This window comes from Salinivibrio sp. AR640, from assembly GCF_001995405.1.
Taxonomy (GTDB): Bacteria; Pseudomonadota; Gammaproteobacteria; order Enterobacterales; family Vibrionaceae; genus Salinivibrio; species Salinivibrio costicola.
In genome coordinates, this window is the sequence record NZ_MUFD01000015.1 from 30,811 (window position 1) to 52,796 (window position 21,986).

The 21,986-nt window shown below is 49.0% G+C and carries 20 protein-coding genes; 5 read left to right on the plus strand and 15 right to left on the minus strand.

All coding sequences use genetic code 11. The features are described 5' to 3' along the window. Positions 1–14: 14 nt before the first annotated feature. Together BZG75_RS09080 and nhaA are read right to left on the minus strand one after the other, a co-directional pair. Positions 15–299 (minus strand): hypothetical protein, encoded by a 285-nt coding sequence (locus BZG75_RS09080; RefSeq protein ID WP_021023307.1) that lies wholly within the window; start codon positions 297–299, stop codon positions 15–17. Then, complete coding sequence (gene nhaA / locus BZG75_RS09085) at positions 268–1,473, minus strand: Na+/H+ antiporter NhaA (protein ID WP_077461730.1); 1,206 nt, start codon at positions 1,471–1,473, stop codon at positions 268–270. The genes BZG75_RS09080 and nhaA overlap by 32 nt, the downstream gene beginning before the upstream one ends. A gap of 433 nt (positions 1,474–1,906) precedes the next feature. On the opposite strand from nhaA, the gene BZG75_RS09090 reads away from it, so the two are divergent. Beyond that, entirely contained in the window at positions 1,907–3,055 is a 1,149-nt protein-coding gene (locus BZG75_RS09090) for a Na/Pi symporter (RefSeq protein ID WP_077576780.1), read from the plus strand. A 136-nt stretch (positions 3,056–3,191) separates the two neighbouring features. On the opposite strand, the gene BZG75_RS09095 is transcribed toward BZG75_RS09090, so the two are convergent. From BZG75_RS09095 to rppH, 5 genes are all read right to left on the minus strand, one after another. Then, positions 3,192–4,031: a thymidylate synthase gene (locus tag BZG75_RS09095; RefSeq protein ID WP_077576781.1), complete on the minus strand. Its 840-nt coding sequence runs from the start codon at positions 4,029–4,031 to the stop codon at positions 3,192–3,194. An 88-nt stretch (positions 4,032–4,119) separates the two neighbouring features. Continuing rightward, the gene (gene lgt / locus BZG75_RS09100; protein WP_077576782.1) at positions 4,120–4,917 is read right to left on the minus strand and encodes a prolipoprotein diacylglyceryl transferase; all 798 of its coding nucleotides are present in this window, start codon (positions 4,915–4,917) and stop codon (positions 4,120–4,122) included. Positions 4,918–4,929: 12 nt separating this feature from the next. Beyond that, a complete protein-coding gene (locus BZG75_RS09105; RefSeq protein WP_101494559.1) occupies positions 4,930–5,736 on the minus strand; it encodes a sulfite exporter TauE/SafE family protein in 807 nt (268 codons plus the stop codon). Next, positions 5,736–7,994 carry a phosphoenolpyruvate--protein phosphotransferase gene (gene ptsP, locus BZG75_RS09110; protein WP_077576784.1) on the minus strand — a complete coding sequence of 753 codons (2,259 nt, stop codon included), beginning with the start codon at positions 7,992–7,994 and terminating at the stop codon, positions 5,736–5,738. Before ptsP ends, BZG75_RS09105 begins: the two co-directional genes overlap by 1 nt. A 12-nt stretch (positions 7,995–8,006) precedes the next feature. Next, positions 8,007–8,519: an RNA pyrophosphohydrolase gene (rppH, locus tag BZG75_RS09115; protein ID WP_021023314.1), complete on the minus strand. Its 513-nt coding sequence runs from the start codon at positions 8,517–8,519 to the stop codon at positions 8,007–8,009. 581 nt (positions 8,520–9,100) lie between these two features. Here rppH and mutH point away from each other — a divergent pair. Continuing rightward, complete coding sequence (gene mutH / locus BZG75_RS09120) at positions 9,101–9,814, plus strand: DNA mismatch repair endonuclease MutH (protein WP_199878877.1); 714 nt, start codon at positions 9,101–9,103, stop codon at positions 9,812–9,814. 7 nt (positions 9,815–9,821) lie between these two features. Here mutH and BZG75_RS09125 read toward each other — a convergent pair whose 3' ends face one another. Next, positions 9,822–10,124: a DUF6482 family protein gene (locus BZG75_RS09125; protein ID WP_077461734.1), complete on the minus strand. Its 303-nt coding sequence runs from the start codon at positions 10,122–10,124 to the stop codon at positions 9,822–9,824. Positions 10,125–10,332: 208 nt separating this feature from the next. Between BZG75_RS09125 and BZG75_RS09130 the strand changes: the two genes are divergently transcribed. After that, the gene (locus tag BZG75_RS09130; RefSeq protein WP_077461735.1) at positions 10,333–11,367 is read left to right on the plus strand and encodes an NADP(H)-dependent aldo-keto reductase; all 1,035 of its coding nucleotides are present in this window, start codon (positions 10,333–10,335) and stop codon (positions 11,365–11,367) included. 90 nt (positions 11,368–11,457) lie between these two features. Here the strand turns inward: BZG75_RS09130 and BZG75_RS09135 are convergent, their stop codons facing one another. Next, the gene (locus tag BZG75_RS09135) at positions 11,458–11,688 is read right to left on the minus strand and encodes a hypothetical protein (RefSeq protein ID WP_077576785.1); all 231 of its coding nucleotides are present in this window, start codon (positions 11,686–11,688) and stop codon (positions 11,458–11,460) included. 534 nt (positions 11,689–12,222) lie between these two features. Here BZG75_RS09135 and BZG75_RS09140 point away from each other — a divergent pair. Then, positions 12,223–12,654 carry a PACE efflux transporter gene (locus BZG75_RS09140; protein WP_077461736.1) on the plus strand — a complete coding sequence of 144 codons (432 nt, stop codon included), beginning with the start codon at positions 12,223–12,225 and terminating at the stop codon, positions 12,652–12,654. Between the two features lie 34 nt (positions 12,655–12,688). Here the strand turns inward: BZG75_RS09140 and BZG75_RS09145 are convergent, their stop codons facing one another. The 5 genes from BZG75_RS09145 to xerD all read right to left on the minus strand — a co-directional run bounded on the left by BZG75_RS09145 (position 12,689) and on the right by xerD (position 19,588). Then, positions 12,689–14,026, minus strand: coding sequence for a sigma-54-dependent transcriptional regulator (locus tag BZG75_RS09145; RefSeq protein WP_077576786.1), 1,338 nt, complete (start codon positions 14,024–14,026; stop codon positions 12,689–12,691). 233 nt (positions 14,027–14,259) lie between these two features. Beyond that, the gene (gene lysS / locus BZG75_RS09150) at positions 14,260–15,768 is read right to left on the minus strand and encodes a lysine--tRNA ligase (protein WP_077576787.1); all 1,509 of its coding nucleotides are present in this window, start codon (positions 15,766–15,768) and stop codon (positions 14,260–14,262) included. A 26-nt stretch (positions 15,769–15,794) separates the two neighbouring features. Next, a protein-coding gene (gene prfB, locus BZG75_RS09155) for a peptide chain release factor 2 (RefSeq protein ID WP_108742909.1) occupies positions 15,795–16,893 on the minus strand; the annotation gives its coding sequence in 2 pieces (ribosomal slippage) (positions 15,795–16,817 and positions 16,819–16,893; 1,098 coding nt in all). A gap of 94 nt (positions 16,894–16,987) precedes the next feature. Then, positions 16,988–18,718, minus strand: a complete 1,731-nt coding sequence (gene recJ, locus BZG75_RS09160; RefSeq protein WP_077461739.1) for a single-stranded-DNA-specific exonuclease RecJ — start codon at positions 18,716–18,718, stop codon at positions 16,988–16,990. A gap of 21 nt (positions 18,719–18,739) precedes the next feature. After that, positions 18,740–19,588: a site-specific tyrosine recombinase XerD gene (gene xerD / locus BZG75_RS09165; RefSeq protein WP_217706594.1), complete on the minus strand. Its 849-nt coding sequence runs from the start codon at positions 19,586–19,588 to the stop codon at positions 18,740–18,742. A 189-nt stretch (positions 19,589–19,777) separates the two neighbouring features. Between xerD and fldB the strand changes: the two genes are divergently transcribed. Continuing rightward, positions 19,778–20,296 (plus strand): flavodoxin FldB, encoded by a 519-nt coding sequence (gene fldB, locus BZG75_RS09170; protein WP_025744416.1) that lies wholly within the window; start codon positions 19,778–19,780, stop codon positions 20,294–20,296. A gap of 140 nt (positions 20,297–20,436) precedes the next feature. Here fldB and brnQ read toward each other — a convergent pair whose 3' ends face one another. Continuing rightward, complete coding sequence (gene brnQ / locus BZG75_RS09175; protein WP_021023325.1) at positions 20,437–21,741, minus strand: branched-chain amino acid transport system II carrier protein; 1,305 nt, start codon at positions 21,739–21,741, stop codon at positions 20,437–20,439. Positions 21,742–21,986: the final 245 nt, after the last annotated feature.

The window sequence follows — 21,986 nt, forward strand, 5'->3', positions numbered from 1 at the left end:
GTGGCATACGCGTTTTAGTTTTTCACATCGTCTTTATCAAGCGGCTTTCTTACCCGCTCACCCGCTCGATGCTCTAAAGCACGCTCTGAGAAGCTTGAGGATTTATCCTGTTCTTCTCTATCAACCTTATCAACGTTCGATGTCACCATCGCCTTTCCGGCCGCGACACCAGCGCGATAGGCTTGGCAAACATCGCTTTGGTCTTGCTTTCCGTTGCAATACATATCTTGGTTTACCGCCATGGCAGAGCCAGAGACGGTAACCAGGCTAGTAATCAACGCCAGTATTACCTTCTTCATACTCGTCTCCTTGTTCATCTGCAAGCGCGCTGGCTGGTGGCAGTGCAAAGTGCAACACTACGTAGCCAATCACGGCCGCCAAGGTCGATCCTATCAAGATACCAAGACGAGAGAGTGTGACGAACTCGCCATTCACACCAACAAAAGCCAGTGATGAGATGAAGATAGACATGGTGAAACCAATACCACAGAGCACTGACACGGCAAAGATATGGGTGAAATTCACGCGTGCTGGCAGTTTGGCAATACCTAATTTCACTGCGGCCCAACTAAAGGTAAAGATCCCTAGTGGTTTACCCAGAAGCAAGCCCAAGGCAATACCTAGCGGCAACATTTCCGTCAAGTTAGCCAGTGATACACCGTCAAGCGATACCCCAGCATTCGCGAACGCAAAAATCGGCAGGATCAGGTACGACACGTATGGATGTAGCGCATGTTCCATTTTTTTCAATGGCGAGGGAGCATCATCCGTTTTACCTTTAAGCGGGATGGCAAAACCAAGCACCACACCGGCAAGCGTCGCATGAACGCCCGATTGCAACACGCTGAACCATAAAATCAGTCCAACCACGACGTACGCAGGAATACTGGTCACTTTGCGCATATTCATCGCCACTAGTACCACAGTGGCTATAAAGGCTGACGCTAGGGCAACCAGCGATAAGTCGCTACTGTAAAACAGGGCAATGATCACAATCACCCCAAGATCATCAATGATCGCCAATGCCAGTAAGAATACTTTTAACGCAAGCGGGACACGATTACCCAACAACGCCAACACACCGAGCGCAAACGCGATATCCGTAGCAGCTGGGATAGCCCAACCAGACACGGCCAGTGGGTCGCCCCAGTTGAACGCCAAGTAAACCAGTGCGGGAGCGAGCATACCGCCGATCGCTGCAACCGCAGGGAATGTGGCTTTGTCTTTTGAGTTTAGGGCACCTTGAACCAACTCACGTTTGACTTCCAAACCAATCAGCAGGAAAAAAATCACCATCAGACCATCGTTGATCCAATGACCAACGGATAAGCCTGCTACATAGGTATGAAGCGTGCTGTCATATAAAGGCTGTAAATCCGAGTTCGCTACGAACATCGCTAATACCGCCGCTACAATCAGCACAATACCTCCTGCGGATTCCATTTTCAGAAACTGACGAATGACATCAGTCATTTAGAGCACTCCATACAATAAAAGTGGATTTCAGTAGTCTAGACAGTCAGACCACTTTTAGAAAAATCGTTTGTTCTGATAGTAAACATCGGGAAAACCGATGTTAAAACTAACTTACCATTGATTTATTCGTAGTCTAACGCTTTTATATCCTGTTTACCGATTTATAGCCTAACGCTTTCTCTCTAGCATAGTGTCGATTTCAACCTTGTTATTAATTTTTATCTCTGTTTTTTCCATCCGTGTATTTAGGGACAAATAACGCTAGGAATCAGGGGGCTAACAGCCCTTTTGCTGCGGCATATCCGTGCCAAGATCGTATTTTCAACTCACTGCAGTATTTATGTCATATTTCTGAAATATTCCCTTCTTACTATCGCCTCAGATTTTGCTTTGACACTAAACTGACATCGAACTGTCACGGAGATATCTTATGACTCCCCATGCTACAGCAGTAGAGGCAACTCAGAGCTCCTCAAATTGGTTCCGTTGGACCAAGCTTGCCGTCATGCTTTACCTCCTACTGGTGGCCGTTGCCATGGTAGGAAGCGGCTTCAAATGGGCCGTAGGCGACGAAGCGAAGACGCTCTTTGCGTTTGCGTCTCATCCCGTAGCTGGCTTAATGATTGGTATTGTTGCCACTGCATTGATTCAATCTTCAAGTACCGTGACGTCTATTATCGTCGGCCTGGTCGCGGGTGGCTTGCCGGTTGAAGCGGCGATTCCCATGGTAATGGGAGCCAACGTGGGTACCTCAGTGACTAATACTATCGTCAGTTTAGGCCATGCCCGCTGTAAAGTAGAGTTTAGTCGAGCCTTTAGTTGTGCCACTGTTCATGACTTCTTTAATCTCTTTGCCGTTGCTATTTTTCTCCCACTCGAAATGGCATTTGGAATACTGAATAAAATTTCTGGCTGGTTGGTGTCGCCACTGGCACAAGCGAACGATATGAGTATCAAGGGGTTAAACTTTATTAAGCCATTGACCAAACCCGTCGTTAATGCTGTGCAATCGCCCTTGGATGCTATCTTTCCGGGCAACATTGGTGGCTTCGTGATGATTGCCATGGGGATTGTTACTATTGTCGTTGCCATCACCGTGATGGGTCGCGTGATGAAAAAACTGATGGTGGGTCGGGCAAAAGACATGCTTAAAAATGCGATCGGTCGCGGTCCATTGCACGGTATTTTCTCAGGCTCAATCGTCACTGTGTTGGTGCAATCTTCATCAACGACCACTAGCTTGATGGTGCCATTGGTCGGCTCAGGCGTGTTAAAGGTGCGTGATATTTATCCATTCACATTGGGCGCAAACATTGGTACCTGCATTACCGCGTTACTTGCTGCCACAGCCGTCACGGGCGAGTTCGCCGTCTTTGCGCTGCAAATTGCATTAGTACACCTTAGTTTTAATATCCTAGCCACCGCGCTTATCTTTGGTGTGCCGTTTTTACGCGAATTACCGCTCAAAGGTGCAGACTTGTTGGGAAAAATGGCCGCCAAATCAAAAATGGCCGTCCTCGTTTATATCAGCATGGTCTTTGTTGTAATCCCAGGCAGCATCGTCCTCTTATCCCAATAAGCCTAAGATTTAGGTCGCACACAAAAAACGCAGCCAGCTGGCTGCGTTTTTTTATTGAAAATTGGCTCAAGATGACACCAAGTCGTCTCGTTAACGTTACTGCCTATCAAACAGCTATGTGTTAAACAGCAATGCGTTAAACCGCAATCGGCGCTTTAATGGTCGGATGCGGATCGTAGCCTGCAATCTCAAAGTCATCGATTTTATATTCAAAGATAGAGGCAGGCTTGCGTTTAATGGTCAATGTCGGCAACGCACGCGGTTCACGCTTTAGCTGTTCATGGACAATATCATCGGTCAGATGGTTATGATAAAGGTGAACATCACCGAAAGTATGGACAAAATCACCGACCGCTAGGTCGCACTGTTGCGCCACCATATGGGTGAACAGCGCATAGCTGGCAATATTAAACGGCACACCCAAGAAGTAGTCTGCACTACGCTGATAAAGCTGGCATGAGAGCTTGCCATCCGCCACGTAGAACTGAAACAAGCAATGGCAAGGGGCTAAGGCCATTTTGCCTTGCTCCGCGTTCTCTGATGGGCTGATGGACTCATCCGGCAAATCGGCAGGGTTCCACGCAGTGATAATATGGCGACGCGAATTGGGTTTGGTTTTAATTTGCTCGATCAATTGCGCAATCTGATCCACGGTTGAACCATCTGGACACGCCCAAGAGCGCCACTGAGCGCCATAGACGGGACCGAGATCACCTTGCTCGGTGGCCCATTCATCCCAAATACGTACCTTGTTGTCTTGTAAGTACTGGATGTTAGTCTCGCCGTTAAGAAACCACAAAAGCTCGTGGATAATCGCTCGGGTATAGAGTTTTTTGGTCGTTAACAGTGGAAAGCCTTCAGCAAGGTCAAACCGTAGTTGGCGTCCAAATACCGATCGCGTTCCGACACCAGTGCGATCTCCCCTATCTGTCCCATTATCGAGAATATCCTGCATCAACGCCTGATACTGCTTCATAGTGTTTCCTATCATTGACCGAACAAACAAAAGGCACCGCTGAGGTGCCTTGGTGTATCACTTACTATAACCGATTCGCGTTATTCGGTCACTTGGCGGGTTGGCATCGATACGCCCATAGCATCATCAACGCCCCTACGATCACCATCGGCAACGATAAAAGCTGCCCCATACTGAATATTCCTGCAAATAACCCAAGATGTGCATCTGGCTCGCGGAAATACTCCACGGTAAAGCGGAACGTGCCGTAACCGGCCAAGAAAAGCCCCGAGACCGCCCCCATTGGGCGTGGCTTTTTAATGTACATATTGAGGATCACAAATAACGCGACGCCTTCTAATGCAAACTCATAAAGCTGCGAGGGATGGCGTGGCCACGGGCCCCCGGTTGGAAAGACCATTGCCCAAGGCACATCCGTGACGCGCCCCCATAGCTCACCGTTCATAAAGTTGCCCAACCGGCCAGCGCCAAGGCCGAATGGTACTAACGGCGCAATAAAGTCAGCCACGGTAAAAAAGTGGCGCTGCGTTTTACGTGCATACCATGCCATGGCGGTGATCACACCCAACAGACCACCATGGAAGGACATGCCTCCTGTCCATACTTTGAACAAAAACAAGGGGTCGGCGATAAAAGCATCCAATTGGTAAAAAAGCACATAGCCAATGCGTCCACCCAATACCACGCCAAGAAAGCCGGCAAACAGCAGATCGCTGACTTCTTCTTTGTTCCAACCACTGTTGGGTTTTGTCGCACGATGGTTTGCCAGCCAAAGAGCAAACACAAACCCTAACAAATACATCAACCCGTACCAGCGTACCGCAATGGGGCCTAACTCGATTAATATCGGGTCGATTGACGGAAAGGTGAAATAACCTTCAGCCATGAATTTTATCCTTTATTTCAATAACATGCTAGCGCCGACAATAACAAGAAAGACGGCAAAAATACGTTTTATTTGCTCAGTAGGTAACTTCACCGCAAGCTGCGCGCCTACCCGTGTCATCCACACAGACGTGGAAACCACCCCGAGCAACGCGGGTAAATACAAGTATCCGACACTGAGTGGCGGTAAGGGTTCCGTCTGTCGCCAGCCCAACCACACAAAGCTAATCATGCCACCGAACGCTAATACCGCTCCCCCCGCTGAGGCACTACCGATCGCTTGATGCATGCTGACCCCACGCCAGTGTAAATATGGAACAGTAAAGGATCCGCCACCAATGCCTGCCAAGCTAGAAAGCGTCCCAATCAAGGTTCCAGCCGCAGAAAGCCGCCACCAATGCGGCAATGGGCGCGCTTGATAGACGCGGCGATTAAGTAACATTTGCAGTGCCATCGCAAGCACAATCACACCAAATAAACGGGGTAGCCAATCAGGAGGCAGCAAGTCAGCAAATCCGGCCCCAAGACTACCGCCTAACAACATGCCAGGAACAAGAGCTTTGACCGCCTCGACATGCACATTACCTAAGCGAAAATGCCGCCATGCCGACGCACTTGAGGTCAAAACGATCGTTGCTAACGACGTCGCCAGAGCAATGGGCATCACCACCGTCGGTGAAATGCCAAAAACCGGCAATAGAAACGTTAAAGCGGGTACCACCACCAGTCCACCGCCAATGCCAAGCAGCCCTGATAAGGTACCTACGCACGCACCGACTAGCATGCAGACCACAAACAACAACAGTGTTAGGCCAGTGATCATCGCATTTGTCCGATTTTGACTAGCGCATCAAGCCCATGTTCGGCGAGAAAGGCCTCGGTCGATGCTCGAATCGCATCAGGGTCGTCTAATGTCAGCATAGTATTCGCCTGCACCACTAGCGCCTCATACGGTAATCGGCTTAACAGATATTTGATTTTGGCGACATTCCGAGTGTTCATACTCAGTTGCTGGTAACCCAATCCTACTAATAATGCTGCACCCACAGGATCGCCGGCCAACTCACCGCAGACACTTACCGGTAATTGATGGCGCGCCCCCATGGTTGCAATGGATGATAAGGCATGGAGTACTGAAGGATGCAGGGCATCAAAAATATCCGCGACCCGCGCATTATTGCGATCAACGGCGAGTAAATATTGGGTCAAGTCATTGGTCCCTACCGATAAAAAATCGATATCACGCGCGATATTATCCAACTGATACAAAATAGAGGGGACTTCGACCATGATCCCGAGCATAGGGATATTAACGCTCTCACCCGTGCTCTCGGCCTCTTGGCTGACCTCTTGATACGCGCGGCTGACCAAGGTTTTCGCTTCCAATAACTCATTGCGGCCAGAGATCATTGGCAGTAGTAACTTAAGGTTATTTAAACCTATGCTCGCGCGTAACATCGCACGGACTTGGATCAAAAAGATATCCGGATGATCTAAGCTGAAGCGAATACCGCGCCACCCCAGAAAAGGATTATCTTCTTCCACACTTAGGTAAGGAAGCGGCTTATCTCCACCGATATCCAACGTACGCATCACCACAGGCTTATCAGGGTAACTGGCAAGAATGGCGCGATACTGTTTCACTTGTTCGTCTTCAGAGGGGAACCGGCGTAACATTAAAAAAGGGACTTCAGTGCGAAAAAGTCCTACCCCATCCACCCCTTGATTAATCGCAATTTGACTATCGGCACTGAGACCGGCATTTAAATGGACCTCAACCCGGGTGCCGTCTTGGGTTTGTCCCGGGCTGGCCAGTGCTGTCTCAAAGGTCGATTGTAAGCTGGCTTCTTCTTGAACCAATTGCTGGTATTCGTTGATCAAGGCCTCGGCAGGCTCGATCATTAATATCCCTTTGTGTCCATCGAGGATAACGGTTTTGTGGTGCAAGCGTGAGGGAGAAAAGCTGACCCCCATGATCGCAGGGATCCCCAATGCCCGCGCGAGAATGGCAGCATGAGAATTAGCCGCTCCCTGTTCGGCGACAACGCCTGCCAGTAAGGTACGAGGAATCGAAGCCAGCATACCGGCTGTCAGCTCGTGAGCCAGTAACACAACCGGTGATGAAATCGCTGGAGCACTGCCTGCCGGGGCCATCAAAAAATAGAGTAATCGCTGACCCAGTTCTTTTACATCGTCTGCGCGCGCTTTGAGATAAGGATCGTCCATCAGGGAAAAGCGTGCGGAAAAGGCCTCCACAGTTTGTCGCACGGCCCACGTCGCTTCATCGCCTTGCTGGATCCTGACCGTTATGTCTTCTCGCAACATGGGATCATTGAGCAGATGTACAAACAGATCAAAAATCGCTAATGCGTCTTTTTGTAGCTCCTTATCAAAGCGCTTACGCAAACGCCGGAACTCGGTACTGGCCTCATCAATCGCGGCGTCTAAGCGGTCGAGCTCTCGCGACGCATCGAGACTGCTTGCCGGAGCAACGTCTTCTAGCCTTGGTTGCGACTCGTCGCACCAAGCTTGAGCAATACCGATCCCCGGTGACGCCGGCATCCCTTCAAGTAAAACAGGCGATCGGGTACCTTGCCATCCCCCTTGCGCGTCCGCATGAGCAAATACCACCGCCAACTGCGCGGCTAAGGTGACAAGAAACGACTCTTCACTTTGATCAAATTGACGCGGTTGGTGTTGCTGAACGACTAATACGCCCAGCACCTTTTTTCGATAAATAATGGGCGTACCCAAAAAAGATTGAAACGCATCTTCTCCTGTCGCTGGAAAAGGTTTAAACGCAGGATGTCGTCGTGCATAAGCGAGGTTTAAAGGCTCAGCTCGTTGACCAACCACGCCAACTAACCCGTCACCAAACGACATCGACACTTGCGCCGACGGATCGAGCCCCTGCGTTGCCATCAAATCAAAGCTTTGTTGCTCAAGGTTGGCGAGATAGACAGAGCAGCACTCGGTACGCATTGCCAAGCAGGTTTGTTGCACCAACGTATGCAGCGCCTGATCGAGATCGGCTGACACTGCAACGCTTTGCACAATATTCCTTAACTGCGTGAGCACCGAGTTTCTCCTTTACCCTCGCTTATTTTTACGTCGAGGTTTGCGTTCTTTAAAAGGCATCGCAAGCGGCGCAAACTCTTTCATTGCACGCCGATAGACTTCACGCTTAAATGCCACGACTTGACGCACAGGATACCAATAACTGACCCAACGCCAGCCATCAAATTCCGGTGTCCCGCCACGCAAAACGTTCACGTGTGACTCATCACACTCAAGCTTAAGCAAAAACCATTTTTGCTTTTGCCCAATACATACGGGTTTAGAATCCCACCGCACCAAGCGTTTCGGTAATTTATAACGTAACCAATGTCGACTAGTCCCCAAGATGCGCACATCTTTTTTGGTCAGTCCAACTTCTTCATACAATTCACGATACATGGCTTGCTCAGGACTTTCTCCTTCATCAATACCACCTTGTGGAAACTGCCATGAATGCTGACCATATCGACGAGCCCAGAGTACTTGACCGTGGCCGTTACAAATTACTATCCCCACATTGGGACGATAGCCATCGCCATCAATCACTGGACAACCTCAATGATAAATCTCTACTGAACCTGATTTTTTCACAAAAAGCGGCTGAGGGTAAACAAACATTGTGGATTGACCTTCTTTTTTGCGCTCTCGTCGTCATCTGAGGATAACTCACCCTCTAACAGGAAGTTATAAACATAGCAATGAGAGTTTGCGCACATTTATTCACGCTTTCTGTGGATAGATTTGTGAAGAAGCCTAGAAAAAGTGCATTAAAGCATCAGGCATCGATCATCTAACGGAAAGAAATATTGTCATAAAAATAAAATAAATCATTAAATTCAGAAATTTAAAAGTAAACTGCTAAGATAGGATCCTTAACAAGATCAGACGATCATTAAATACGCACAGATCGCTCAAAGATCCACCAGTTAGTGAATTATCCACATCGATAGCTCAAAAAAACGACAGATTAGCTCTTTTATCCATTTTTCTCTGATTTTTATTACTGTATATATGATCATGCGCCTCATTTTACGCGCATAAAATGATATCCATGTGGATAACTAAAGGACAGTCATGACATTCTCTCCCCAAGGATCCACTTGCAGCACTGATGACAGTTCTCGATAATGCACGACCGTTATGCTCATAAACAGGATCGAGCCACTGTGATACATCCTCCTGAGTCTGAACAGATACTGATGGACCGAGCACTAGAGCTTGCAGGTCTGACGCTGGGTGAAGTGAGCCAGTCACTAAGGATAAGCTGTCCGGAAACACTCTCTCGGGAAAAAGGCTGGATCGGTATGTTACTCGAGACCTGTTTAGGTGCCAATGCGGGGAGTAAGCCTGAACAAGACTTCGCACATTTGGGGATTGAGCTAAAAACCATTCCCGTCAACCAAAACGGTAAGCCTCTAGAAACAACCTTTGTCTGTGTCGCGCCGCTCACTGGGATTGCGGGGGTTCGTTGGGAAACCAGCCATGTAAGACAAAAACTATCACGCGTGTTATGGGTCCCCGTGGAAGGCGAGCGTGATATTCCCGTGGCGAAGCGACGGATAGGGACTCCCCTGCTGTGGTCTCCTAGCTCAGAAGAAGACGCATGCTTACGCGCCGACTGGGAAGAATTAATGGATTGGGTGGCATTGGGACGCGTGACAGAAATCACGGCACGTCAAGGCCAATACCTACAATTGCGGCCCAAGGCTGCTAATGGCAGCGTACTCACCGACGCCTTTGGGCCTCATGGCGAGCCAATTCGAACGCTACCACGAGGGTTTTATTTACGGACACAATTTACCCACCAGATCCTGAACCGTTACTTCCTCGATCCACAATAATAGTGCCTTAAAATCGAATCGGCATGTCTTCGCGACACCCAGGCTCCCCACCGGTCGCGAACTCATCATAGGGATCCATTAAGCGTAACACGCCCTGTTCAATGCCAAGCGCCTTGAGCTTATCCCCTACTTGTCCCACATGATCAAACTGCATCACCTCGCCGGTTTGATCGGAACGTAAAGGCTCGAGCTGCTTCTTGATTTCGACTTCTACCGAATACTTGGCGCCTCCCGCATGAGCCATGATGTAGCATTGCGGACATGACTGGGGATCCGCGCGCATCCACGCCTTGAGTTGTGCATAGTTCATTTGACTTTCCTCTTGTCGCTTTCTTTGGCGCCTGTTGCTACCTGACCCAATACACCCCATCGCCCGGCAATTCATGGCGTCACCCATACAAGTAATGGTTAAAGTTTGCACACCTGTCAAGCCGAGCGGTGCGGTTAAACCGCTTTCGATTAAAGGCAAAATTCTCTACTATGGACTGCCATAGGTCGATTGCAGACAAGGAGATAGGATGCAATACCACCGTTTGCCCCATTCCTCGCTAGACGTGAGTAAAGTGTGTCTTGGCACAATGACATTTGGTGAGCAAAATAGTGAAGCCGACGCGCATGCTCAGCTCGATCTTGCTTTTGAGCGCGGTGTTAATTTTATCGACACCGCAGAGATGTACCCCGTCCCCCCAAGCCAACCTACACAAGGGTTAACCGAGCAATATATCGGTAACTGGCTGGAAAAGTCGGGAAAGCGCGATCGTGTGATCCTCGCCACTAAAGTGGCTGGCCCGCGCAATGTTCCTTACATCCGTGACAACATGTCGCTCAACCGACGTCATGTTCATCAAGCCGTTGAAGATAGCCTGACGCGACTGAAAACCGACTATATCGATTTGTATCAAGTCCATTGGCCGCAACGGCATAATAACTGTTTTGGTAAGCTCAATTATCCTTATCAAGACGAGCATTCTGGGGTGACGATTTTGGATACCTTGGATGCACTGAACGAGCTAGTACAAGCGGGAAAAATCCGTTATATCGGCGTTTCTAATGAAACCCCTTGGGGCGTGATGCGCTATTTGCATCTGGCAGAGAAGCACAGCCTCACACGTATCGTCTCTATTCAGAATCCGTATAACCTGCTTAACCGGACGTTTGAGGTGGGGCTCTCTGAGATCAGCCACCAAGAAGGGGTGGAGTTATTGGCTTACTCACCGCTTGCCTTTGGCGCACTGAGCGGTAAATATTTGCAAGGTGCACGTCCAAAAGGCGCACGCTGTACACTGCACCAACGCTTCGCCCGTTATTTTACTGAATCAGGGCAAAAGGCCACGCAAGAATACGTCGATCTGGCTCAGCGTCATGGTCTTGATCCGGCGCAAATGGCACTCGCGTTCGTCAACAGTCGTCCTTTTGTCGCTTCCAATATTATTGGCGCCACGACGCTAAAACAGCTGGAGAGTAATCTCGATAGCTTGGAGCTAACGCTGAGTGACGATGTGCTTGCCGGTATTGATGAGATCGCTAACCGCTACCCTAACCCCTGCCCTTAGATCGCAAACGGCAGCCAAATTGGCCGCCGCGCGGTGTTTTATTCGATGATGGGGCGGCGTATCAACCGATACGCCGCTTCCTGGGACCCATTATAGCCACCGCCATCGTCGTCGCCATGTCACAAGATAACGTTTTGCCGCAAATTGTGTGCTAACGGGCAAGGCGTATTGTTTGTCAGGCGCAATACCAATATCACGCTGCAGATGACGATTTAACGCCACATCTGTGTAGCGGTGACGGTGTGTGCTTGTACGACGCTGACGAGCCGCATCCAAACGTACCAGTACTTGGGCTAAAGGTAATAAAGATAGTTGAGTCATGATGGCTCTCCTTTTGGGTTATAGGAGGCCACAGGCATAAAGCGAAGTGGGACTGCAAACTGGTCGCGTTATACCTGCGACCAGTTACAGTTGGACGCAGAGTCAGATGCGTGAGCGGGTATCCTGCGCCAAGTGGTTGGCACAGTGACGCGCAGAGGCAACGATGACAGCGAATTTTTTCATCGGATAATAAGTCATGGCAGTTACCTCCTAGGCATAAGAATCTGCGTGAATGGAGCTATTATTATTCAATAACTTATATTCAACATCAATAATTTATATTAATATTGTTCAAATAAAGCGCAACAGTCTGTCTGGTAATAAAGACATGGGGGATTGTGCTGCTCTCACTCAGGGTATACGTAAATATACAAACATTTGTACTATTTCTATCCATGTATCGATACCCACTGGTACACGGTGCTCTATCAGTGACGGAGATCACTACCGACAATAAGGTGGAGAACATCTTGGTTGAGTTGCTGGTCATTACGTGTAATCTGGCCGCATTATCCAACCGCAACCGGAAATCTGATGCGAACAAAAGCAGACAGATGGCGCCATGCTATCGGTTTTGAACTAACGGGCTTGATCTTGGTGGTCTTGGGGCTCAATTGGATTCTGGGAGCGGACATCGGTCATCTTGGGATCATGGGCGCGATTTTTTCGGTGCTCGCCACCTTCTGGAATTATGTCTACAACATTGGCTTTGATAAAGCGATGTTGGCTTGGCGGGGCTCAGTGATCAAAACCCTCCCCTTGCGTCTGTTGCATGCTGTGCTTTTTGAGGCTGGGCTTCTGGTCGCCACTATTCCCTTTATCATGTGGTGGCTGTCGATGAGCTTTTGGCAAGCTCTGAGCATGGATATTGGGCTCGTCATTTTTTATCTGATTTATGCGTTTGTTTATAACTGGCTGTATGACTATTTGTTTCCGATCCCAGCTCCCCACTCAAAACAAGGCTGAGTACATTAACCTTCATAGAAATACGTCAAAAGGTTTATTGACGAAACGTGCGTGGCGCGGGGATCAAATTGTGTTTATTTAAAAGCCGATACATGGTCGCACGTGAAACACCGAGCTCTTTAGCCGCGGCCGATACTTGTCCCTTATTTTCCTCTAGCACAGCAATTAACGCATCGCGTTCCGACTCTTCACGGATTTTACGTAAGCTTTGTTTATAATCACCCTGATGGGGCAAATCTAAGTGCTCCGCATCAATCACCAGATGATCGGCCAGCAATACCGCGCGCTTCACCTGGTTGATAAGCTCGCGCACATTGCCCGGCCACGAATAACTGCTCAGTACGCGCTTGGCTTCATCAGAAAAGGTTCGTGCTTGCGTATTATATTGACGTGCAAACTTAAGCAAAAAATACTCTGCTAACTCAGGCACATCGGACTGGCGATCTTTGAGCGCCGGCATATTAATACGCAGCACATTCAATCGATAATACAAGTCTTCACGAAATAATCCTTCGGCGACACGCTTTTCTAAATCCATATGGGTGGAGGCAATCACGCGCACATCGAGATCACGATTATATTGGTCATGGGTGATATCTAAGGTGCCTTCTTGCAGCAAATGCAGTAAGTGCCCTTGTAAGTGCAGAGGTAAATCGCCAATTTCATCAAAAAACAAGGTGCTTTTATGACACTGGCGGATTTTCCCTGGCATCTTTTCATCGCCCAGCAACGCATGCTGCATCGACTCATCGGCTAACGCCGAGCATTTCACCGACTCAAACGGCGCTTTCGCACGAGTGGATGCATGATGAATCGCTTGGGCCACTAGCTCTTTACCGGTACCGCTCTCGCCGGCGATTAACACAGACACATCGGTTGGCGCGACACGACGTACTTGATCACGCAACTTTTTCATCGCCGGGCTCGTTCCCTCTAGTCCCATATCACTGTGGTCACCGAGTTGTGGCCAGACATGGCGCTCAAGACGCAGCATACCGAGTTGGTGACCAATGGTACTCATCAGTTGCGAATTAGGAACAGGCGAAGTGAAGTAGTCAATACAGAAACTGACAATAAACTGGCAGATCGCTTCATTAGTAAGCTGATTTTCTCTCACCAAGGCTAACCAACGCACCTGCTTGTTACGGTTAACTAGCGAAGCGACACCATTGAGGCTAAAGTCGTTATGGCTGAGATCGACAATACCAATACAAGGGCCGATATCTTGTAACAATGACTGCGCAGCACGCAAATCATAGCAGCGATGACAATGCCAGCCAGCTTGCTCAAGGGTTGCCAGCCAAGGCTCATAAGCGCCACCGACCACCACGAGTGAGCTTAAGGTTTTGTCACTCCCTGCATCAAATCCCATAACACCTGCCTTACATCCAGTCTGTCATACTACTTGCCAAACAAAGCCTTATTATAAAGATGGCCGATTTTAAATCTGTCTCAATAAAGAGACATCAGCTGGACACCATAAGCATTATTTTAGTCAAATATACGAATAAACCCGATAAAATGTTGAGTCTTTGACCTAAATATCGGGTATAAGGCACAAAAAAAGCGGCTCTGTGAGCCGCTTCCATGGTGGTCTTTCCAGTTTTAGCTACCTTGTTGAGGGCGCATCGCTGGAAACAAAATCACATCGCGAATGGTATGTGTATTGGTAAAGAGCATCACCAGGCGATCAATGCCAATCCCCTGCCCTGCCGTTGGCGGCAAGCCATGTTCAAGCGCATTAATATAATCGGCATCGTAATACATGGCCTCATCATCACCGGCATCTTTGGCATCAACTTGGGCTTTGAAGCGCGCATCTTGATCTTCGGCATCATTCAGCTCCGAGAAGCCATTGGCCACTTCACGCCCACCCACGAAGAATTCAAAACGGTCAGTCACGAATGGGTTGTCGTCATTGCGACGAGCCAATGGTGAGATATCTGCTGGGTATTCGGTAATGAAGGTCGGCTGAATTAATTGTGGCTCCGCTGTTTCACCGAAGATTTCTTCAAGTAACTGGCCAGCCGTCCAAAACGATTCGACACTGATATTCAGTGATTTCGCAATGGTGGCTAGATGATCTCGCTCTTGCACATTCTCATCGTTCAGCGCTTGAATCTCAGCATGATCAGGGTTGTACTGCTTAATGGCATCAAGCATGGTAATGCGTGGGTAAGGCCCAGCAAAATTAATCTCATGTTCGCCATAAGGCATTACAGATTGCCCCATCACTTCCAGCGCCACACGCGATAACATATCTTCGGTGAGATCCATCAGATCGTTATAGTCCGCGTACGCCATATAGAATTCCATCATGGTGAATTCTGGGTTATGGCGTGGCGATAAACCTTCGTTACGGAAATTCCGGTTCACTTCAAACACACGCTCGAAACCACCGACAACGAGACGCTTGAGGTATAGCTCAGGCGCGACACGTAGATACATGTCGATATCAAGCGCATTATGATGAGTGGTAAATGGACGTGCTGTTGCCCCACCTGGGATAACGTGCATCATCGGTGTTTCCACTTCCATAAAGTGTTTTTCTACCATGTAGTTACGAATGGCAGTCACCACACTTGAACGTACTTGGAATGCGTGACGTGACTCTTCGTTGACAATCAAGTCGACATAACGTTGACGATAACGCAGCTCTTGATCAGCCAAGCCATGGAATTTTTCTGGCAACGGACGCAATGCTTTGGTCAGTAGCTGGTAGCGCTCCATGTTGACATACAGATCGCCTTTGCCCGACTTATGCAACGCACCATGCACGCCAATAATGTCACCAATATCTAAGCCTTGATACTCGGCTTTCAGCGCTTTTTGTACGTCTTTCGAGGCATAGGCTTGCACACGGCCCGAGACATCTTGTACCACCATAAATGGCCCGCGCTTGGCCATAATACGGCCTGCGATCGTAACTTTGTGATCAAGTGTTTCAAGCTCGGCTTTGTCTTTATCACCAAATTCAGCCTGCAGGTCTGCGGCAAGATGCTCACGACGAAAGTCGTTAGGATGGCCGTTTGCCTTACAGTTTTCACGAATGTGATTCAGTTTGGCGCGACGCTCGGCAATCAGCTTATTTTCGTCTGGTAACTGGTCAGTCATAGAAAACCCTTTACATTAAATCGTGATTACAGGCCAGATTTGAGGCTGGCTTCAATAAATTTATCTAAATCGCCATCAAGAACGGCCTGGGTATTACGGTTTTCAACACCGGTACGCAAGTCTTTGATACGCGAATCATCCAAGACATAGGAGCGAATTTGACTGCCCCAACCAATATCCGACTTTGCATCTTCGTTGGCTTGTTTTTCCGCATTTTGCTTTTGTAGCTCAAGTTCAAACAACTTAGCTCTTAGCTGTTTCATCGCTTGATCTTTGTTTTTGTGTTGCGAGCGATCGTTTTGACACTGCACCACAGTATTGGTCGGCACATGGGTAATACGGACCGCTGATTCTGTGGTGTTAACGTGCTGACCACCAGCGCCCGACGCACGGTAAACATCAATGCGTAAATCAGAAGGATTGATCTCGATATCAATGTCGTCATCAATTTCAGGGTACACAAAGGCAGACGCAAATGAGGTATGACGGCGCCCGCCAGAATCAAACGGCGACTTACGCACCAAGCGATGTACGCCTGTCTCCGTACGTAACCACCCATAGGCGTATTCGCCCGAGATACGCACAGTCGCGGATTTAAGCCCAGCGACATCGCCTTCAGACACTTCGATAACTTCGGTTTTAAAGCCTTTCGCATCCGCCCAACGCAGGTACATGCGGAGCATCATGTTGGTCCAATCTTGCGCTTCTGTGCCGCCAGACCCTGCTTGCAAGTCAATATAGCTATCGGATGCATCATGCTCGCCAGAGAACATACGACGGAATTCAAGCTTAGTGAGCTTTGCTTCAAGGTCGGCCAACTCAGGCTCAACTTCATCAAAGGTTTCTTGATCGTCTTCTTCGACCGCCAGCATCAACAGCTCGTTGACCTCTTCGCCCCCTTGGGTCAAGTGATCGATGGTTTCAACCACTGCCTCCAGTGAAGCACGCTCTTTACCCAGCGCTTGGGCACGTTGTGGTTCATTCCATACGTCGGGTTGTTCTAATTCGGCATTAACTTCTTCTAGACGCTCTTTTTTAGCATCGTAGTCAAAGATACCCCCGAAGGACATCGGTGCGTTCAGCGATATCCGCGAGGCGATTTTTGATTGGATTAATCTCAAACATGGTCAAGCATCTTCATTATTTGCGGAAATTTAACCGCCGAATTTTAGCGAATTGTCGCGCTAATAAACAGGGCGTGATGGAAAAAGCCGCACAATTAAGCCGGTTCAAGGTAAGAAACAATCAGCTGAGCACTGCGATTACCACGAAACTCATTGATATCCAGTCGATAAACGAGGTGAAGCGTTTTGACACTGGGATCCGGCCAGCGACGCACATCCACGTTAAATGCGATCGCATCTATCATGGTGCCACCACCTTCAGGCTCAACCATCAATTTTAAGTGTTTTCCTCCCACCAGCTTTTGCTGTAATACATGAAAGTTGCCATCGAACTGCGGCTCTGGAAACCCTTGTCCCCAAGGTCCGCCAGATTGAATGATCTCGGCAGTCTCTATCCCCAGCTCATGGCTTTGCAGCGCGCCGTCGCTCAATAGTACCCCTTTCAAATCATCCTCACTGACTTGCTCGCGCACCTGCGCATCAAACTGCTTGGCGAACGTATCAAACTGTGCTTCGTCGATGGTCAGTCCCGCGGCCATGGCATGGCCGCCAAACTTTTTAATTAACCCGGGATTGAGCGTATCTATCCTATCTAGCGTGTCACGCATGTGTAAGCCGGGAATCGAGCGTGCCGATCCTTTGATCAGCCCCTCGCCACCGTCGGCAAAGGCGATCACCGGACGATGAAATTGATCTTTTAAGCGCGACGCGAGAATGCCAATGACACCCTGGTGCCAATCGCGCTGGAATAAGGCCAGTCCCACCGGTAAATCTTGCTCAGAGTGTTCGGCAATCAAGCGCTCGCACCAAGCCACGGCTTCTTGCTTCATACCTTGTTCGATATCTTTACGCGTTTGATTTAACGCATCCAGCTCGGACGCCATCCGTCTGGCCGCATGGATGTTGTCGCACAGTAATAGCTCTACCCCGAAGGCCATGTCATCTAACCGTCCTGCCGCATTGATTCTGGGCCCTAGCGCAAAACCAAAATCACTGGCGACCAGTGTTGCCATATTGCGATTGGCGACCTCGATCAAGGCTTGAATCCCTGGCCGACAACGACCTGCTCGGATCCGCTGTAACCCTTGATGAACAAGAATGCGGTTGTTGCTATCAAGCGCCACCACATCCGCCACCGTGCCGAGTGCGACTAAATCGAGTAGCTCAGCCAGATTAGGGATAGCCAAACCTTGTTGCGTAAACCAACCTTGGTCACGCAAGTGCGCTCGCAAAGCAAGCATTAAATAAAACGCGACCCCGACCCCTGCTAACGCTTTAGAGGGAAAGTGGCAGTCATCTAAATTCGGGTTGACCATCGCATCCGCATTCGGCAGTTGATCGCCGGGCAAATGATGATCGGTTACCAATACGTGCATACCGAGGGCTTTGGCATGGGCAACACCTGCTAATGAAGATACGCCGTTATCGACGGTCATAATCAGCTCTGCGCCTCGCTCAGCGGCTTGATCAACCACCTCTGGGCTCAAGCCATAACCATCATCAAAGCGATTGGGCACCAAATAATCTACCCGTGTCGCGCCCATCATACGCAGTGCTTTCACTGATAGCGCCGATGAAGTCGCGCCATCAGCATCAAAATCTCCAACGATTAAAATAGACCGATGGGCCGCCAAGGCCTCGGCAAGCAAGTGTACGGCGGCATCGATCCCTTTGAGCGCTTGATATTGATGGAGCCCCGCTGCGCTGCGATTTAGCTCGCTATCTGTTTGTAGCCCACGGTGCGCATATAAACGCTGTAAGAGCGGAGGAATGGCATCGCTGAATGCTGGCGTGACTGACGGCGTCCGTCTTTTTATTTCTATCATGAAGTGATTACCAATTGCGGGTTAACCTCGAGGATGATGCGCTTGATGAAGCTGTTTCAAACGCTCCGTCGCCACATGGGTATAAATTTGCGTCGTTGAAAGATCACTGTGCCCCAACAACATCTGTACTACCCGCAAATCCGCACCATGATTAAGCAGATGGGTCGCGAAAGCATGTCGAAGGACGTGTGGAGATAAATCATCGGTCTCAATACCGGCCAGTTGAGCATAATATTTAATTCGATGCCAAAAAGTTTGTCGTGTCATTTGCCGCGCGCGTTTACTCGGAAAAAACACATCGGTGCTGGTTTGGCCCAATAAGACGGGACGACTGTGAGCTAAATACTGTTCGAGCCAATCCACCGCCGATTCACCCATCGGTACTAACCGCTCTTTATCGCCTTTCCCTGAGACACGCACGACACCTTGGCGAAGGCTCACGGTTTCAGTGGTGAGTTCAATTAATTCGGTTACACGTAGCCCGGTGGCATAGAGTAGCTCTAGCATCGCTTTATCTCGCAACTCTAACGGATCGCGCGTGTTCGGTGCCTCTAATAAATCGTCGATCTGCGCTTCAGTTAGATCTTTTGGCAATCGTTTAGGTTGTTTGGGACTTATCAGCGTCGCACTCGGATCGTCGGGACGCAACTTCTGACGGTATACATATTGAAAAAGCCGACGTAATGCCGACACCATTCGGCTGCGAGAGCTGGACTGGTAGCCTTGTTCGTGTAACCAATACTGATAATCTTGTAAATCTTGCTTACTCACTGCCACCAATGCACGACGGTCGAGCCAGTGACAAAGCTTGAGTAAGTCGGCACGATAGGAATTTAAGGTATTCTCGGATAACCCGCGTTCCATCCACATGGCGTCCAGAAACTGTTCGATTAATTCAATGTTTTTATTCACGTTCAGCCTGCTTGGTTATAAATCGGAAAATACGTGGTTTGCCGGGGTAGGGACGACCAACATTATACAAAATGTCGCTAGCCCTTGCTGGATCAAATTGCCGTTCAACAGGTAAACTGCCCGCATGATAAACAACAGAGTCGCGCTATGAAAATCGGTCTTTTTTATGGCTCTACCACCTGCTACACCGAAATGGCCGCGGAAAAAATCCGTGATTTTATCGGTGACGATCTGGTCGAGCTCCACAATGTTAAAGAAACGCCGCTCGCCAAGATGGCAGACTATGACTTACTACTGCTAGGTATTTCCACCTGGGATTTCGGTGAGCTCCAAGAAGACTGGGAAGCCGTTTGGCAAGATATAGATAGCTTGCAGCTAAACGATAAAGCCATCGCCCTGTTCGGTTTAGGGGATCAGGAAGGCTACGCGGAATGGTATCTCGATGCCATGGGCATGCTTCATCAGCAGTTACAAGGTTGTGGCGCGCAGTTTATTGGCTACTGGCCAACCGCAGGCTACCGCTTTGATGCATCCAAGGCGGTGACCGAGGATGGCAAACAGTTTGTCGGCTTAGCCCTCGATGAAGACAGCGAATACGATCTCAGTGATGAGCGCATTCAAACCTGGTGCGAGCAAGTGCTGGTAGAATATCAGGCAATGCTTTAGCGCGCACTGCGCGCAATCAATCCGACGCTAAACACTTGCTAAGCGTGAGCGCTTGAATCGCCTAGGCGGTGATAGAGTTACCACTACCATAATAAAAAAACCGCGCTACTTGGCGCGGTTTTTATCTTAATGCAAGGCGATTACGCTTCGGCTAAGGCCGAGTCTCGGGCGCCAACAAACTTGGCTACTACCATGGCGACTAACGTCGGCAGTAACCACGCCATACCGACATCAAACAATGGCAAGAAGTTGAAGGTGCTCATATCGACTCCCATTACTTTTACCGCATCGAGTAAGCTAAATACCAAGGCAACGCCCATCACTAAACGATAACCCAGTGCTGGATTCGGCAACCAACGACGAATAAAGGTCAAGCCAATCAGGGCAATCGCGACGGGGTATAAAGCGAACAACACCGGAACGGAAATGGCGATTAACTGCTTTAGGCCAACATTGGCAACCACGGCACAGACGGTTGCTACCACTACCACCCAGCGGCGGTATGTCCATGAAGTCAGTGAGCTAAAATAGTCTGCACATGCGCTGACCAAGCCAATTACCGTGGTCAAACACGCCAAACCGATGATGGCGGCAAGGATCATTTGTCCAACCGGACCAAACAGCGCATCCACATAGGCGGCCATGATTTCGCCACCGTTTTGTGTCCCCTGTGCCACCACACTCGCGGTTGAGCCTAAATAAAACAAGGAAACATAGACAAACGCTAAGCCTGCGGCAGCAATAATACCGGCGTAAATCAGATACATGCAGGTCGCTTTGTTGTCTTCAATACCTTTTTTGCGGATAACATCGACAATCAACATACCAAACATCAAGGCGGCGAAGGTATCCATGGTGTTATACCCTTCAAGAAAACCGGTCGTCAGCGCATTCTCAACGTAACTTCCTTGCGCGGCGGCCACCTCACCTTGTGGATTAACAATCACCGCGATCGCCAAGATCGCTAATGCCGCAAATAATAAAGGCGTCAAGAATTTACCGATCGTGTCGATCAGTTTTCCTTGCGAAAGAGAGAAAAACATCGCGGCGGCGAAAAAGACAACAGAAAACGCACCCAGCTCAAGCTGTCCAGGCGATGACAAAAAAGGCTTAAAACCAATCTCGTAAGCGACCAATCCGGCACGAGGCGCCGCAAAAGCCGGGCCAATGATAATAAAAATCAACACTGCCATTAGGGTCGCGACACCGGTTGGCAAATCACGAGTGAGCCCTTTCCAGCCCCCTCCTGCAATGGCAACGGCGATAATACCAATCAGCGGAAGACCGACGGCAGTGATCAAAAATCCGATCATGGCGGCGGTGTAATGGTCGCCAGCTAACATGCCAGCTTGTGGTGGAAAGATTATATTTCCCGCGCCTAAGAAAAAGGCAAAGGTCATAAAACCTAACGCTAAAATATCTACTAATTTTAAACGTTTAGTCACGATGAATACCTACAGCTTTAGAGGGTGTTTGCAAATGAATAATCTTTCGCCCATCTGAAACGCTGATTTATAATATTTTGTTTCAGACGATAGGCGGAATGCAGAATAATGAACAAGTTCCCTGTCACAGTAAAGGCATTGGCAAAAAACCTTGTGATCTTCTGCTTTAGCAATAACAATCAGCTCAATAAACTGGCTAAATAATTATCTCTGGCATTTTTCAATAACGATATCTTGCAACACTC